This is a genomic window from Streptomyces sp. NPDC059010, assembly GCF_042740355.1.
GTDB lineage: Bacteria > Actinomycetota > Actinomycetes > Streptomycetales > Streptomycetaceae > Streptomyces.
Genome location: NZ_JBHYJA010000065.1, coordinates 14,493 through 29,028, shown reverse-complemented (window position 1 = coordinate 29,028; position 14,536 = coordinate 14,493). Strand labels below are relative to the sequence as shown.

Genomic DNA, 14,536 nt, shown 5'->3' with positions numbered 1-14,536 from the left:
ACCTTCGGAAGGAAACCCATGGCCATGGACGCCATCTCCGTCATCCGCACCAAGCGGGACCGCGGTGAGCTCAGCGACGAGCAGATCGACTGGGTCATCGACGCGTACACCCGCGGGGAGGTCGCCGACGAGCAGATGTCCGCGCTCGCCATGGCGATCCTGCTCAACGGCATGAACCGCCGCGAGATCGCCCGCTGGACGGCCGCGATGATCGCGAGCGGCGAGCGGATGGACTTCTCGTCCCTGTCCCGCCCGACCGCCGACAAGCACTCCACGGGCGGCGTCGGCGACAAGATCACCCTCCCGCTGGCCCCCCTGGTGGCGGCGTGCGGCGCGGCCGTCCCCCAGCTGTCGGGCCGGGGTCTCGGCCACACCGGCGGCACCCTGGACAAGCTGGAGTCGATCCCCGGCTGGCGCGCGCTGCTGTCGAACGAGGAGATGCTGTCCGTGCTGGACGGCACCGGCGCGGTGATCTGCGCGGCGGGCGACGGCCTGGCACCGGCCGACAAGAAGCTGTACGCCCTGCGCGACGTGACCGGCACGGTCGAGGCGATCCCGCTGATCGCCTCCTCGATCATGTCGAAGAAGATCGCGGAGGGCACCGGCTCGCTGGTCCTGGACGTCAAGGTCGGCACGGGCGCCTTCATGAAGACCATCGAGGACGCTCGCGAGCTGGCGTCCACGATGGTGGGCCTCGGCACCGACCACGGCGTGAAGACGGTCGCCCTGCTGACGGACATGTCGACCCCGCTGGGCCTGACCGCGGGCAACGCGCTGGAGGTCCGCGAGTCCGTGGAGGTCCTGGCGGGCGGCGGCCCGGCGGACGTCGTGGAGCTGACGATCGCCCTGGCCCAGGAAATGCTGGACGCGGCCGGTGTCCGTGACGCCGACCCGGCGAAGGCCCTGGCCGACGGCTCGGCGATGGACGTCTGGCGCCGCATGATCGCGGCCCAGGGCGGCGACCCGGACGCGGAGCTGCCGGTGGCGCGCGAGCAGCACGTGATCAAGGCCCCGTCCTCCGGTGTCCTGACCCGCCTGGACGCCTACGACATCGGCGTCGCCGCCTGGCGCCTGGGTGCCGGACGCGCCCGCAAGGAGGACCCGGTGCAGGCCGGCGCGGGCATCGAGCTGCACGCCAAGCCGGGCGACACGGTGACCGAGGGCCAGCCCCTGCTGACCCTGCACACGGACACGCCGGAGCGCTTCGAGTACGCGCTCCAGTCGGTCGAGGGGTCGTACGACATCGCGGCGGCGGGGACGGACTTCACGGCATCGCCGGTGGTGCTGGAGCGCATCGCCTGAGGCGGCTGAACCTGCGACGGGCCCGGGCCTTCGGGTCCCGGCCCGTCGTGTTTCGATGCCCTCCCCGCCCGGGTGACCCGAGCAGCGCGGGTCAGCCGAGCGACGCGGGTCAGCCGAGCAGCGCGGCGACGACCACCAGCACCGGCACCGAGATCACCGTCGACAGCAGGATCGAGTCCCGTGCCAGGCGCTCGCCCACCCGGTAGCTCGACGCGTAGGTGAACAGGTTCTGCGCGGCGGGCAGCGCCGACGTCACCACCACGTCCAGCAGCTGGGCGCCGTGCAGGCCGAACACCCCGGTCGCCAGCGCCCAGGCGGCCGCGGGCTGGCCCACCGACTTGAGGGCGACCGAGAGGAACACCGGGTGACGGTCCGGGCCCCGGCCGGGCATCGTGCTGCCGCACAGGGAGATGCCGAAGGCCAGCAGCACCGCCGGGACCGACATGCCGCCGATCAGGGTGAGCGGGTCCAGGACGGGCGCCGGGACCCGCACCCCGGCCGCCGACACCGCGACGCCCGCCAGTGAGCCGACCGCGATCGGGTTGCGCAGCGGGGTCAGCAGACGGCGCCACAGAGGGCCCTTCGCGCCGTTGCCGGACAGGTCGAGGATCGTCAGCGCGACGGGGGTGACACCGACGAGCTGGAAGAGCAGCACCGGCGCCACGAGCGAGGCGTCGCCCAGGACGTACACCGCGATCGGGATACCGAGGTTGCCGGAGTTGACGTAGCTGGAGCAGAGCGCGCCGATCGTCGTACGGCCCACGCCCCACCGCCGTACGACACCCACCGCGACGAAGACTCCGGCCGCCGCGGCCGTGCTCAGTGCCGTGACCAGGAGGCGGCTGGAGAAGATCACCGAGAGGTCGGTCTGCGCGAGGGTGGTGAACAGCAGCGCGGGAGACGCCACATGGAAGGCCAGCTTGGTGAGGACCTCGCGGCCGTGATCACCGAGGTAGCCGCGGCGGCCGATCGCATAGCCCACCCCGATGACGACCGCGATCACCGCGAACCCCGTCAGCACTCCCTGCACGGAACCTCCTTGCCGGGGAGGAAACCGCAGGGTATTCGGGGGTGCGCTGATGCATGGGGCATACAGCCAACCCTCTGGGGAAGGAGGGGAGCGGGTCAATGTGATCCCGGTCGGCGGACACCCCGAGGTCTGCCGCCGCGATGAGTTATCCGCCCCCGCCCGGTCTACCGATCGTGGACTCCATGACACCCGCTGTACTCGTGCTGGCCGGCCCCGTCACCCGGGACGAGGTGCCGGGGCTCTGTGACGAGGTGCGGGGGCGGCTGCAGGCGAGTGGAGCGGCGGTCCTGGTGTGCGATGTCGGAGGGCTCGGGCCGCCCGGGCTCGGCGTCGTGGATCTGCTGGCCCGGCTGCAGCTGGCCGCACGGCGGGCCGGAGGCCGGATCCGGCTGCGGGACGCCGACCCCGCGCTACACGCCCTCCTCGACCTGGTCGGTCTCCGCTTCGAGGTGGACGGGGAGCCCGAACAGCGGGAACCAGCGCTGGGTGTCGAGGAAGAAGTGGAACCCGGTGAGCCGGCCGTCTGAGATCTCCAGGACCTGGACCGCCCAGGGCGTGTAGCCGCCCGCCTCGGGGTCCGGCTTGTACTGGGCGAAGCCCGGCAGACCGTTCACCTGGACCGGCACCAGCCGTGAGCCCTCGCAGGCGGCGCCGAGCGTCGTCATGAAGCCGGTGATGTCGTCATGGCCCGTCAGCCACAGGTCGAACGGCGGCATCGTCATGATGGCGTCCTCGTGCAGCAGCGCCGTGAGCGCCGTCATGTCATAGCCCTCGAAGGCGGCGACATACCGGTCCAGGAGCTTTTGCTGCTCCGCGTCCAGCGGGTCGGAGACCGTGGCCGCGGCGCCCGGCTGCTGCCCCTCGGCGAGCGTCGCCCGGGCCCGCTGCAGCGCGCTGTTGACCGACGCGACCGTGGTGCCGAGCAGCTCGGCGACCTCGCTCGCCTTCCAGGCCAGTACCTCGCGCAGGATCAGCACCGCCCGCTGCTTGGGCGGCAGTTGCTGCAGGGCGGCCATGAAGGCGAGCCGCACCGACTCCTTGGCGACGGCCGCCTCCGCCGGGTCGTCCGTTGTGGGCAGCACCCGGCTGTCCGGCATCGGCTCCAGCCAGGTGTTGTCCGGACGGGGCGAGAGCGCCGCCTGAGCCAGCGGCGTCGACTCCGTCAGGTCCATCGGCCGGGCCCGCTTGTTGCCCGCGGTCAGCATGTCCAGGCACACGTTCGTCGCGATGCGGTACAGCCACGACCGGAGGCTGGAGCGCCCCTCGAACTTCTCGTAGCTCCGCCAGGCGCGGACCATCGTGTCCTGCACCGCGTCCTCGGCCTCGAAGGACGAGCCGAGCATGCGGTAGCAGTACCCGGTCAGTTCGACGCGGTGCTTCTCCAGCCTGACGTCGAGGTCCGTTGTCGTAGTCGCCGTGCCGTCGCTCATCGTCCACCCACCCCTGTGGCCGTATCCCGTCGTGCGCATCGTCGCGCCCAACACCTCGGAAGCTACCGCAGCCCACTGACAATGGCCCCCCGAGCACACGAACGCCCAGTTCAGAACCGCTGTCAGACCAGTTGCTTCACCGACATGAGCAGATGCCGATGCCGCACGGACACCGCTCCCGGCCCCTCGTCCCCCTCGCCGCCGTCCCGCTCCTCGTCGCCGAGCCCGCTCAGCAGCGCCCGCTGCCCGGTGCCCAGCAGATCGAGGCGCAGCCGGGGTGCCTCGAAGGAGTTCAGGGCGTCCAGCAGATACGCCGGGTTGAAGGCGACGGAGACCTCCCGCGCGCCGCTCAGCACGGCCGGCAGCCGCTGGGTCGCCACGTCGTCCCCGTACCCGGCCCGCAGCAGCACCGTGCCGTCGCCCGAGAAGTCCATCCGCACCGGGCTGCTCGCCTCGGCCACCACGGAGACCCGCCGCACCGCCTCCGTCAGCGCCCTGCAGTCGACCTCCGCGACCGCCGCCCCCGCCATGTCGAACAGCGACCCGTACTTCGGCAGCCGCCCCTCCAGCAGCCGTACGACGCTCCGCATCCCCGCGCCCTCGAACCCGGCCAGTCCGCCGCCCGTCGAGGCCTCCAGCCCGACCCGTACGACCCCGCAGCGCGCCAGCGACCGCGCCGTGTCGAGCAGCCGCCGGGCGGGCACCAGCGCCTCCACGAAGCCGCCGGAATCCGGCACCGCCCCCTGCGGCTTCCAGTCCAGCCGCCGTACGGCATACCGGTACCGGTCCGAGGCCGACAGCGTCATCGAGTCGCCGTCCAGGCGCAGCTGCACGCCGGTCAGCACCGGCAGCGTCTCGTCCCGTCCGGCCGCCACGGCCACCTGCCCGACGGCCGTCGCGAACGCGGTGGCGTCCACGGTGCCGTACGCCGATGGCCGGGACGGCAGGGCCGGGTACTCCTCGCGCGGCAGCGTCGACATGCCGAACTCGGTGCCGCCCGCCTCCACCGTGAACCGAGCCCCCTCCAGGGCGCAGCGCACCGGCCCGTCCGGCAGCACCCGGCAGATGTCCAGCAGCCGACGCCCCGGTACGAGCACCTCGCCCGCCGCCCCGGTCTCGGCGTCCACCTCGATGCGCGCCGCCACCTCGAAGTCGAACCCCGAGACGGTCAGCCGGCCGGCGTCGGCCGCCAGCAGCAGACCTCCGAGCACCGGCACCGGAGTGCGCGACGGCAGCGCGCGCCCCGCCCATCCCACGGCCTCGGCGAAGGCGGTGCGTTCGATGCGGAACTCCATGAAAAATCCCCCTGATCGGCCCGGTCACCAGTGATCGCGGAGACTATCCGCGGCCACTGACAACCGGTCCCGACCAGGGGGTTCGTCCGGAATCGGGCTCAGGCGGCCGTGGCCGGCCGGGCCCGCTGCAGGCGCGCCGCCCGGGTGCCGAACACCGTGATCGTCACGACGCCGAGCACCGCCAGCAGTCCGACCCCGACGGTCCCGGCCCAGCCACCCGCGTGGAAGGCGACGGCACCGACCGTGCTGCCCGCGCTGGAGCCGACGTAGTAGGCGGACTGGTACAGCGCCGAAGCCTGCGCACGGCCGCGGGTGGCCGTCTTGCTGACCGCCGAGGACGCCACCGCGTGGCCCGCGAAGAAGCCGCCGGTGATCAGGACCAGGCCGAGGAGGACCAGCGGGAGCGAGTCCGCCAGGGACAGCAGCAGACCTGCCGTGGTCGTGCCGCCCGCCGCGTACAGCGCGCCCCGGCGGCCCAGGCGGCCCACCAGCCGCCCCGCCGTCGAAGCCGACACCGTGCCGACCAGGTACACCAGGAAGATCGAGCCGATGACGCCCTGGGGCAGCGAGAACGGCGCCTCCGTGAGCCGGTAGCCGATCACCGTGTACACCCCGCCGAAGACGGTCATGAACAGCGCACCGATCGCGTACAGACGGCACAGCAGCGGATCGGAGAGGTGATCACGGACGGTGCGGACCAGCACCCGCGGCCGCAGCGAACCCGCCTTGAAGTGACGCGGCGCCGGAAGCAGCAGCCGGAAGGCCACCGCGCACACCACCGCGATCGCGCCGATCACACCGACGGCGACCCGCCAGCCCCACTCCTGCGCGACCCAGCCGGTGATCACCCGGCCGCTCATCCCGCCGACACTGTTGCCCGCGACGAACAGTCCGATCGCCGTGATCAGCGCCTTGGGGCGGACCTCCTCGGCGAGATACGCCGTCGCCGACGCGGGCAGACCGGCCAGCGCGGCACCCTGGACCGCCCGCAGCACGACCAGCGCGGTCAGGTTGGGAGCGAAGGGAACCAGCAGCCCGACGGTCACCGCGACCGCCAGCGACCCCGTCATCACCGCACGCCGTCCGTACCGCTCCGACAGCGCGCTCATGGGCAGCACGAACAGCGCCAGACCGCCCGTCGCCGCCGCCACCGTCCAGCTCGCCTCGCTCGCCGCCACCCCGAACTCACCGGAGATCAGCGGCAGAAGGGCCTGTGTGGAGTACAGCAGCGCGAAGGTCGCGACACCGGCCAGGAAGAGGGCGAAGCTCATCCGGCGGTAGCCGGGGCCGCCCGGGGCCATACGGGAGTCGACGACAGGGACAGCGGGTGCGGCGTCCACGATGGTGGACGCCCCGGTACTGGCGGGAGACATGCTTCGAAGCTACGTACGCCTCCACTCATCCGTCCAATGCATGGATTCGCCATAATCGTTCCCATGGTGCATCAACACAGCTCACAGGCTCGACTGTCACCGTCCAGTGACACAGAAGACATGGAAGATTTGTCGAGGCTGCTCGCACCGCGTCTCGCGTACTTCGCGGGCGTGGCCCGCACCGAGCACGTCACCCGGGCCGCCCAGGAGATGCGGGTCCCGCAGTCCACGCTCTCCCGTGCCATGGTCCGCCTCGAACAGGACCTGGGCGTCGACCTGTTCGCCCGCCACGGCCGTACGGTCTCCCTGACCCCCGCCGGCCGCACCTTCCTGGCCTCCGCCGAACGCGCCCTCGCCGAGATCCGGCGCGCAGCCGACGAGGTACGGGCCGACGCCGACCCGGCCACCGGCAAGGTTGCCTTCGGCTTCCTGCACACCATGGGCGCGGAAACGGTCCCCGGCCTCCTGCATGCCTTCCGCGCCGACCACCCCCGCGTCCGCTTCAGCCTGGTCCAGAACTACGGCGAGGCGATGATCGAGCGACTGCGCGCGGGCGAGCTGGACCTGTGCCTGACCTCGCCCGTGCCGGATGCCCCGGACCTGGTGGCCCGCCGCCTGGACGAACAGAAACTCCGCCTGGTCGTGCCGGCCGACCACCGGCTGGCCGCGCGCAGGCGTATCCGCCTCGCGGAAGCGGCCGACGAGACCTTCGTGACCCTGGAGCCCGGCTACGGCATGCGCCGCATCACCGACGACCTGTGCCAGGAAGCGGGATTCAAACCCCGGATCGCCTTCGAGGGCGAGGAGGCGGAGACCTTGCGTGGGCTGGTGGCGGCGGGTCTGGGAGTCGCCCTGCTGCCCCCGCCGGCGGTGCCCCGCCCGGGTGTCGTCGAACTGACGGTCACGGCGCCGCGAGCGGCACGGGAAATCGGCGTCGCATGGCTGGAGGGCCGGCCGGACACGCCCCCGGTGGCGGCCTTCAAGAAGTTCCTGCTCTCGAAGAAGGGGAATCTGCTGCCGACCTGAACCCCCGCGGCGCTACCGCCTGCGCCCGAAGCCGGAGGCCAGCGGCATCCTCAGACCCAGAGGCGGCGGCGCCGCGAACGCGTCGGCGACCGGCCGGGAGAACACCTTCCCGAACAGCACCCCCATGACGAAGTCCTCGGCCAGCGCGAGGACTTCATCCCGGTGCTGGTGCAACCCGTGTCCATCGGAGTGCACTTCGAACCGGCACACGTCCCGGTTCGCCTTCTTCGCCCGGGCGGCCAGCCGAAACGACAATTCCGGATCGGTGCGCTCGTCGTTCGTGCCGTGCACGATCATCACCCGCCGACCCGCGAGCTGCTTCACCGGCTCGGGCGAGGCCGCCATGTCCTCCTCCGGCAGCCAAGGCGCGATCGCCAGCACGGAGTTGACGGCCTCGTGCCCTCCCGCGTACAGGGCCGCCCGCCCGCCCATGTCGAACCCGGCGAGGCACACGGGGACGTCCCCGTAGCGCCGTACGACCTCGTCCGCGGCCCACAACGCGTCGCTCGCCTGGTTCGCCGCGTTGCCGTTCCAGCCGCGGAAGCGATAGTGGACGACATGCGCGGCGAGCCCCTCCCCGCGCCCCGCCCGGGCCAGCCGCCGCCCGAGGGCGCGCACTTGGGAGGTCGCCAACAACGGCGCCGGTCTGCGATGTGAGGCCTCGTCACCACCGGGAAGCAGGAGCACCACACCGCTCACCGCTGTCGGCTCCGGCCCGATCGCCCTGCCCAGCCGGGCCCTGCGAACCGGCGTCGCTTGTTGTGCCATGACAGAACAGTGTCAGAAGTGCGGGTGTACGCCACCCGTCTGTGGGGTCACCGTTACGTATCGACAGATTCGTACAAAGAGGAACAAAGAACAGCCATTGAGCGGGCAACGAAAGAAACGAGACAATCAACAGGCGATCTACACGCGTAGGTATTACAGTGCGGAAATGACGAGCGAGACTGCCCCAAAGGCGAACACCCCGAGCTCGGACCAGATCCGCCGGGCCCCGAAGGTTCTGCTGCACGACCATCTCGACGGCGGCCTCCGCCCCGGCACGATCGTCGAGCTCGCCCGCGAGACGGGCTACTCCCAGCTTCCCGAGGCCGACCCCGACAAGCTCGGCCTCTGGTTCAGCGAAGCCGCCGACTCCGGTTCCCTGGAGCGGTACTTGGAGACCTTCTCCCACACCGTCGGCGTGATGCAGACCCGCGACGCCCTCGTGCGTGTCGCGCGCGAATGCGCCGAGGACCTCGCCGAGGACGGCGTCGTCTACGCCGAGGTGCGCTACGCCCCCGAACAGCACCTCGAAGGCGGGCTCGGCCTCGAAGAGGTCGTCGAGGCCGTCAACGAGGGATTCCGGGAGGGCGAGCGGATCGCCCGGGAGAACGGCCACCGCATCCGTGTCGGCGCCCTGCTCACCGCCATGCGGCACGCCGCCCGCGCGCTGGAGATCGCCGAACTCGCCAACCGCTACCGCGACTTGGGCGTCGTCGGCTTCGACATCGCGGGCGCCGAGGCCGGCCATCCGCCGACCCGGCATCTGGACGCCTTCGAGTACCTCAAGCGCGAGAACAACCACTTCACCATCCATGCCGGCGAGGCCTTCGGGCTGCCGTCCATCTGGCAGGCCCTGCAGTGGTGCGGCGCCGACCGGCTCGGACATGGCGTGCGCATCATCGACGACATCCAGGTGCACGCCGACGGCTCGGTGAAGCTCGGCCGGCTCGCCTCGTACGTACGGGACAAGCGCATCCCGCTGGAGCTGTGCCCGAGCTCCAACCTCCAGACGGGCGCCGCCGATTCGTACGCCGCCCACCCCATCGGTCTGCTGCGCCGACTGCACTTCCGCGCGACCGTGAACACCGACAATCGCCTGATGTCCCACACCAGCATGAGCCGGGAATTCGAGCATCTTGTCGACGCGTTCGGTTACACACTCGATGACATGCAGTGGTTCTCCGTCAATGCGATGAAATCATCGTTCATTCCTTTCGATGAACGACTCGCCATGATCAATGACGTGATCAAGCCCGGATATGCCGAACTCAAGTCCGAGTGGCTTTTCCGACAGGCCACGTCTACCAGCGATTCTGCTGCCGAGAAGGAGTGACGGGCGGGTCGTAGGCCACACGGAGGGCGAAGCTCATTCACAATCCGTCCGCATTTCGATGTTTGCGGAGGTGTGTGGCGCGTGTTTACGGTCGAGAACCGCTCACAACCCCGTTACGAATTTCGAGGACGCATTTCATGAAGCAGTCTGCTGCCAAGACCCTCGGTGTCGCCGCTCTCGGTGCCGCCTTCGCCGCTGCGGGCGCCGGTGCCGCGAACGCCGCGCCGGTCGGCCCGGAGGCCGCGGGCACGGCGCTGGACAGCGTCAGCACCGCGGTGCCGGCCGAGAACCTCACCGCGGCCACGCCGGCCGCCACCTCGGGTCTGGCCCAGGGGCAGGAGGCCGTCACCACCGGTGTGGCCACCGCGCAGCCGGCTGCCGAGAAGGTGCTTGCCGGGGGCCCGACCGGTGTTCTCGGGCTGCTCGGTGGTCTGCCGTTGCAGGGTCTGCCGGTGCAGGGTCTGCCCACCGACGCGCTGCCCACCCAGGGGCTGCCCGTCAACGGGATTCCGCTCGGCTGAGTCTGTCTCGCCGCACAGTCGCACAACCGCACAGCCGCACAGTCGCGCCGCTGGGGCGCACCCGTTTCCAAGGGTGCGCCCCAGCGGCGTATTTCTGTGTGGGGGCGGGTTACCAGGCCGTGCGGGTCTTGGTCGCCTTGTCCTCCGAGGGGAGCAGGATCCACAGGGCTATGTAGAGCAGGAACTGCGGGCCCGGGAGCAGGCAGGAGATCAGGAAGATCACGCGCATCGTCGTCGCGGAGGTGCCGAAGCGCCGTGCCAGCGCGGCGCACACTCCGCCGATCATGCGGCCGTGGGTGGGTCGGGCGAGCGCGGTCATGGTGCGGCTCCTTCGCGGGCGTCGGCCGGAGGCCCCCTTGTGGGGCCTTCCTGGTGGGTGCCTCATCTGACATCCACGCTACGGCGACGAACCGGGCAAAGCCTCCCTCTACGGGGCTATCCCGACCCTGGGAATCGTCGGGGTCCGACCCTGAGAAGGTTCCTCCTGGGGGACCGTGGGCCTTGGTGCGAGCCGGGACCTGCGGCGGAGCCAGGCGCGGGAGGCGGGGACGATCGCCGCGTGGGTGAGGGCCACGCCCACCGTGTTCAGGAGCAGGGAGTCGACGTCGACGACCTGGCCCGGTACGCCGGTCTGCAGCAGCTCGATGCCGAGGGAGATCAGGGCGCCGGCGGCCACCGTGCGGAGCAGGGAGCCGACGGGGGAGGCGTGGAGTCTGCCGTGGGCCGTCGGGAGCAGTACGCCCAGGGGGGCGAGCAGGGCGAGGCCCTCGATGATGCGGTGGGCGGCCTCCTGCCAGCCCAGGGCCAGGTCGGCTCTTATCCCGGCGAACGGACGGAGGTTGGCCGGCATGACCCAGGGGACGTCCAGGGGGCGCAGCGTTAGCCAGGCGACGAACGCGAGATGCGCGACCAGGAGCACACCCCCGGTCGCACGGATGCGGATCGCGGCGCTGCCGCCGATGGAGCCTTGACGCTGCACGCCCCCGTAGACGCGCCCCCCGGTGGGATCGGTTCCGGGACACGCCGGGGTGTCGTGAGGCGTCCGCCACAACTGCCTCCGGCGGGTGGGTGGGGGCGGTGCCTGCGGCGGCCCGTTCCTGTCCGGTGGAGGCGTGCGTAGCGCCTGCGGTGTGGGGGGGTGGGTCGGGGCCGCGCCGGGGGGTGTCCGTCCTCGGTCGGGCGGTTGCTGTGCCTCAGGAAGTGCTGTTTGTTGACGCCCGACACTGCGGGCGGACACCCCCCGGCACGTCCCCTTCCCGCCGTACGCGGCTGGCGGTCCGTGGGGGTACGTCCCCCATACGGTGGGGCGGATCGGCCGTCAGTCGGTTGTGACCTCGCTTGACGGGGGCTCGTTGCTGCCCGGCCTTGTGCGGACCTCGTCCGTGCACTCGTAGCGGCGTGGGGGGTCGTTGGCCGGGCCGCCCAGGATTACCGAGCCGTCGCCCTCTGCTGCTGTGGAGTCCGAGAACGTGCAGACGATCTGGGCCAGGGCGTAGGACGTGAGGTCTTCGGGGGGCGTGGTCAGGCGGAGGGTTTCGTCGGGGTCGGCCGGGCGGGGGGCGGTCACGCTCATGGCGCCTCGGACGTCCGTGGTGTAGCCGGCCTCCTTTTCGTCCGCCGACGGGGATTTCTCCAGCTCGTCCAGCAGGCCCCGGGCCACCAGGACGCGGCGGGCCGAGTCCGCCGTGCCGTCGGGTACGCGCACGGTTCGCTCCACGGCCACCAGTTGTGAGCCGCAGAGCAGGAAGACCTGGACCGGGAGGCCGCGGGCGGCCTGGGTCGAGATGTTCGGTTCGGAGAGCGAGCAGTGCACGCGTGAGGGGGCGGGGCCGAAGTCGGTGGGGACCTCTGTGGAGCGTATGCCGCAGCCTGTCAGGAGGGTTGCTGCCAGGGCGGAGAGGGTCAGCAGACGGGCTGTGGGTGTGTGTGCGGTGGGAACGCCCGGCGAGTGCTGTGCTGGCATCAGACGTCCCCCTTCTTCGTGCCGTTGGTGTTGTTGCCGTTGTTCGTCTGCTCGGCCAGTTCCGAGGCGTCCTGGGGGAGGCGGAGGGTGAAGACCGCGCCGCCCTCCGGGGAATTGGCGGCGGTGATCTCGCCGCCGTGGATGTGGGCGTTCTCCAGGGCGATGGACAGGCCCAGGCCGCTGCCCTCGGAGCGGGGGCGGGAGGCGCTGGCCTTGTAGAAGCGGTCGAAGACGTGCGGGAGTACGTCCTCGGGGATGCCGGGGCCGTGGTCGCGTACGTCGATCACGACCGAGTCGTCCGCCGCACGGACCGCGACACGCACCGGGGAGCCGCCGTGCTTGAGGGCGTTGCCGATGAGGTTGGCGAGGATGACGTCCAGGCGGCGGGGGTCGAGGCGGGCCATGATGCCGCGTTCGGCGTCCAGGTCGACCGCGTCCAGCCAGGCGCGGGCGTCGATGCAGGCCGTGATCTGGTCGGCGACGTCCACGTTGTCGAGGACCAGGCGGGCCGTACCCGCGTCGAAGCGGGTGACCTCCATGAGGTTCTCGACGAGGTCGTTCAGGCGGCGGGTCTCGCTGACGACGAGGCGTACGGCGGGCTCGATCATGGGGTCCATGGAGCCGGACTCCGCCTCCAGCTCCTCTTCGAGGACCTCCGTCACCGCAGTGATCGCGGTGAGGGGCGTACGGAGCTCGTGGGACATGTCCGCGACGAAGCGGCGGGACGCCTCGTCGCGGGCGGCCATGTCGTCGACCCGCTTCTCCAGCGCCTCGGCGGCGTTGTTGAACGTCCTTGAGAGGTCGGCCAGTTCGTCCGTGCCGGAGACGCGCAGCCGGGTGTCCAGCTTGCCCTCGCCGAGGCGGCGGGCGGCGACGCCGAGGCGCTGTACCGGCTTCAGTACGGTCGTGGCGGCGGCCTGCGCGAGCAGTGCCGAGCCGATCAGGGCGAGGCCCGTGGCGATGCCGAGCGACCAGGCGAGGGAGTTGAGGTCCTTGGCCTCCTGCTCAAGGGACTTGAGCATGTAGCCGGTCGGGCCGCCGCCGTTCACCCGGGAACCGGCGATCAGATACGGGGTGTCGTCCACCACGATCCGCTGCCAGTACAGGCGGTACTCCGACTTGTTGGTGGAGTTGACCTTCTGCTTCTCGTTCACCGCCGTGCGCAGTGACTTGGGCACGTCCGCGAGCGTGAAGCCGTCCAGGCCGCCGGAACTGCCGTACAGCGGACTGTCGGCGGTGTTCTGGGCGACCAGCAGGACCGAGAAGCGCTGGCTGCTGTTGGCCATCTGCCCGGCGGTGTGCTGCAGTTCGTCCTGGGTCGGCTCCTGGGGGAGCAGGCCCGCGCGGTTCTGCATCTGCTGCTCGAAGTCGCGCAGCACCGCGTCCTGGGTGCGCCTGAGCACCGCCTCGCGGTTGAGCCAGTACGCGATGCCGGAGGCCGATACGGCGGCCGTGAGCGCCACCAGGCCGAAGACGACCACCAGCCGCAGTCGCAGGCTGGTGAAACGCAGCCTCGACCACACTCCCTTGCGAGCCGCGAACCAGCCGCGGACCCCCCCTTGCCTGTCGGTCACTGAGGTGTGTCCAGCCGGTAGCCGACACCACGGACCGTACGGATCAGCGTGGGGGAGGACGGTACGTCCTCGACCTTGGCGCGCAGCCGCTGGACGCAGGCGTCCACCAGGCGGGAGTCGCCCAGGTAGTCGTGCTCCCAGACCAGGCGCAGAAGCTGCTGGCGGGACAGGGCCTGGCCGGGGCGGCGGCTCAGTTCGAGCAGCAGGCGCAGCTCGGTCGGCGTGAGCTGGAGGTCCTCGCCGTTCTTCGTCACGGTCATCGCCGCGCGGTCGATGACGAGGCTGCCGAAGGCCGCCGCATCGTTCGACTCCCGCTCGCCGCGGCGCAGCACGGCGCGGATGCGGGCGTCGAGGACCCGCCCCTGCACCGGTTTGACGATGTAGTCGTCCGCGCCGGACTCCAGTCCGACCACGATGTCGATGTCGTCGTTGCGCGCGGTCAGCAGGATGATCGGCAGCTGGTCGGTGCGCCGGATACGGCGGCACACCTCGAAGCCGTCGATGCCGGGCAGCATCACATCCAGCACGATCAGGTCCGGCCGCTGCTCACGCAGCAGTTTCAGACCGTCCTCGCCGGTGGCAGCGGTGGCCACACGGTGTCCCTGGCGCGTCAGTGAGAGCTCCAGGGCCGTACGGATGGCGTCGTCGTCCTCGATCAGCAACAGGGAAGGCACGCGCTCATTCTGGCTCATGTGGGGGTGGTGTTTCGACACCTGTACGAGCTGTAGGGATACGTGCGCGTAGCGCTGTTGGCTGTGCGCGCGCTGTCCGGGTCCTGGGGCGGACCTCTGACACAGGCCCCTGTGACAGCTCTGTGACAGTCGGCGGACACGGCCATGAAGGTGCCCGGGCAAGCTTTTCGGCACAGGCAAGACAGCAGGACGCAACACAGCAAGACGTACTGAGCAGAACACCGGAAGTCCA

At 70.9% G+C, this 14,536-nt stretch carries 15 protein-coding genes; 5 read left to right on the top strand and 10 right to left on the bottom strand.

Features of this window, described 5'->3' with window-relative positions; translation table 11 throughout:
• Nucleotides 1-24 precede the first annotated feature (24 nt).
• On the top strand, nucleotides 25-1,302 hold the full coding sequence (locus ACFWYS_RS42650) for a thymidine phosphorylase (protein WP_384781705.1): 1,278 nt from the start codon (nucleotides 25-27) through the stop codon (nucleotides 1,300-1,302).
• A gap of 109 nt (nucleotides 1,303-1,411) precedes the next feature.
• On the opposite strand, the gene ACFWYS_RS42645 is transcribed toward ACFWYS_RS42650, so the two are convergent.
• Entirely contained in the window at nucleotides 1,412-2,332 is a 921-nt protein-coding gene (locus ACFWYS_RS42645) for an AEC family transporter (RefSeq protein WP_384781703.1), read from the bottom strand.
• Between the two features lie 182 nt (nucleotides 2,333-2,514).
• Here ACFWYS_RS42645 and ACFWYS_RS42640 point away from each other — a divergent pair, with 182 nt between their 5' ends.
• A complete protein-coding gene (locus tag ACFWYS_RS42640) occupies nucleotides 2,515-2,859 on the top strand; it encodes an STAS domain-containing protein (RefSeq protein WP_384781701.1) in 345 nt (114 codons plus the stop codon).
• Here the strand turns inward: ACFWYS_RS42640 and ACFWYS_RS42635 are convergent.
• From ACFWYS_RS42635 to ACFWYS_RS42625, 3 genes are all read right to left on the bottom strand, one after another.
• Nucleotides 2,743-3,762: a sigma-70 family RNA polymerase sigma factor gene (locus tag ACFWYS_RS42635; protein WP_384781699.1), complete on the bottom strand. Its 1,020-nt coding sequence runs from the start codon at nucleotides 3,760-3,762 to the stop codon at nucleotides 2,743-2,745. The genes ACFWYS_RS42640 and ACFWYS_RS42635 overlap by 117 nt on opposite strands.
• A gap of 122 nt (nucleotides 3,763-3,884) precedes the next feature.
• Nucleotides 3,885-5,057 carry a DNA polymerase III subunit beta gene (gene dnaN / locus ACFWYS_RS42630; protein WP_384781697.1) on the bottom strand — a complete coding sequence of 391 codons (1,173 nt, stop codon included), beginning with the start codon at nucleotides 5,055-5,057 and terminating at the stop codon, nucleotides 3,885-3,887.
• 98 nt (nucleotides 5,058-5,155) lie between these two features.
• Entirely contained in the window at nucleotides 5,156-6,430 is a 1,275-nt protein-coding gene (locus ACFWYS_RS42625) for an MFS transporter (RefSeq protein ID WP_384781695.1), read from the bottom strand.
• A gap of 63 nt (nucleotides 6,431-6,493) precedes the next feature.
• Between ACFWYS_RS42625 and ACFWYS_RS42620 the strand changes: the two genes are divergently transcribed.
• Nucleotides 6,494-7,456, top strand: coding sequence for a LysR substrate-binding domain-containing protein (locus tag ACFWYS_RS42620; protein WP_384781693.1), 963 nt, complete (start codon nucleotides 6,494-6,496; stop codon nucleotides 7,454-7,456).
• A gap of 12 nt (nucleotides 7,457-7,468) precedes the next feature.
• Here ACFWYS_RS42620 and ACFWYS_RS42615 read toward each other — a convergent pair whose 3' ends face one another.
• Nucleotides 7,469-8,224: a prolyl oligopeptidase family serine peptidase gene (locus ACFWYS_RS42615; protein WP_384781691.1), complete on the bottom strand. Its 756-nt coding sequence runs from the start codon at nucleotides 8,222-8,224 to the stop codon at nucleotides 7,469-7,471.
• Between the two features lie 166 nt (nucleotides 8,225-8,390).
• On the opposite strand from ACFWYS_RS42615, the gene ACFWYS_RS42610 reads away from it, so the two are divergent.
• Nucleotides 8,391-9,554, top strand: coding sequence for an adenosine deaminase (locus ACFWYS_RS42610; protein ID WP_384781689.1), 1,164 nt, complete (start codon nucleotides 8,391-8,393; stop codon nucleotides 9,552-9,554).
• A gap of 137 nt (nucleotides 9,555-9,691) precedes the next feature.
• Nucleotides 9,692-10,075, top strand: a complete 384-nt coding sequence (locus ACFWYS_RS42605; RefSeq protein ID WP_384781687.1) for an ATP-binding protein — start codon at nucleotides 9,692-9,694, stop codon at nucleotides 10,073-10,075.
• A gap of 109 nt (nucleotides 10,076-10,184) precedes the next feature.
• On the opposite strand, the gene ACFWYS_RS42600 is transcribed toward ACFWYS_RS42605, so the two are convergent.
• From ACFWYS_RS42600 to afsQ1, 5 genes are all read right to left on the bottom strand, one after another.
• Entirely contained in the window at nucleotides 10,185-10,394 is a 210-nt protein-coding gene (locus ACFWYS_RS42600) for a PspC domain-containing protein (RefSeq protein ID WP_384781685.1), read from the bottom strand.
• A 108-nt stretch (nucleotides 10,395-10,502) separates the two neighbouring features.
• The gene (locus tag ACFWYS_RS42595) at nucleotides 10,503-11,054 is read right to left on the bottom strand and encodes a VanZ family protein (protein ID WP_384781683.1); all 552 of its coding nucleotides are present in this window, start codon (nucleotides 11,052-11,054) and stop codon (nucleotides 10,503-10,505) included.
• Nucleotides 11,055-11,393: 339 nt separating this feature from the next.
• The gene (locus tag ACFWYS_RS42590) at nucleotides 11,394-12,038 is read right to left on the bottom strand and encodes a hypothetical protein (protein ID WP_384781681.1); all 645 of its coding nucleotides are present in this window, start codon (nucleotides 12,036-12,038) and stop codon (nucleotides 11,394-11,396) included.
• Nucleotides 12,038-13,612: an ATP-binding protein gene (locus tag ACFWYS_RS42585; protein ID WP_384781679.1), complete on the bottom strand. Its 1,575-nt coding sequence runs from the start codon at nucleotides 13,610-13,612 to the stop codon at nucleotides 12,038-12,040. The genes ACFWYS_RS42590 and ACFWYS_RS42585 overlap by 1 nt, the downstream gene beginning before the upstream one ends.
• The gene (gene afsQ1, locus ACFWYS_RS42580) at nucleotides 13,609-14,286 is read right to left on the bottom strand and encodes a two-component system response regulator AfsQ1 (protein ID WP_384781743.1); all 678 of its coding nucleotides are present in this window, start codon (nucleotides 14,284-14,286) and stop codon (nucleotides 13,609-13,611) included. The genes ACFWYS_RS42585 and afsQ1 overlap by 4 nt, the downstream gene beginning before the upstream one ends.
• Between the last annotated feature and the right edge of the window lie 250 nt (nucleotides 14,287-14,536).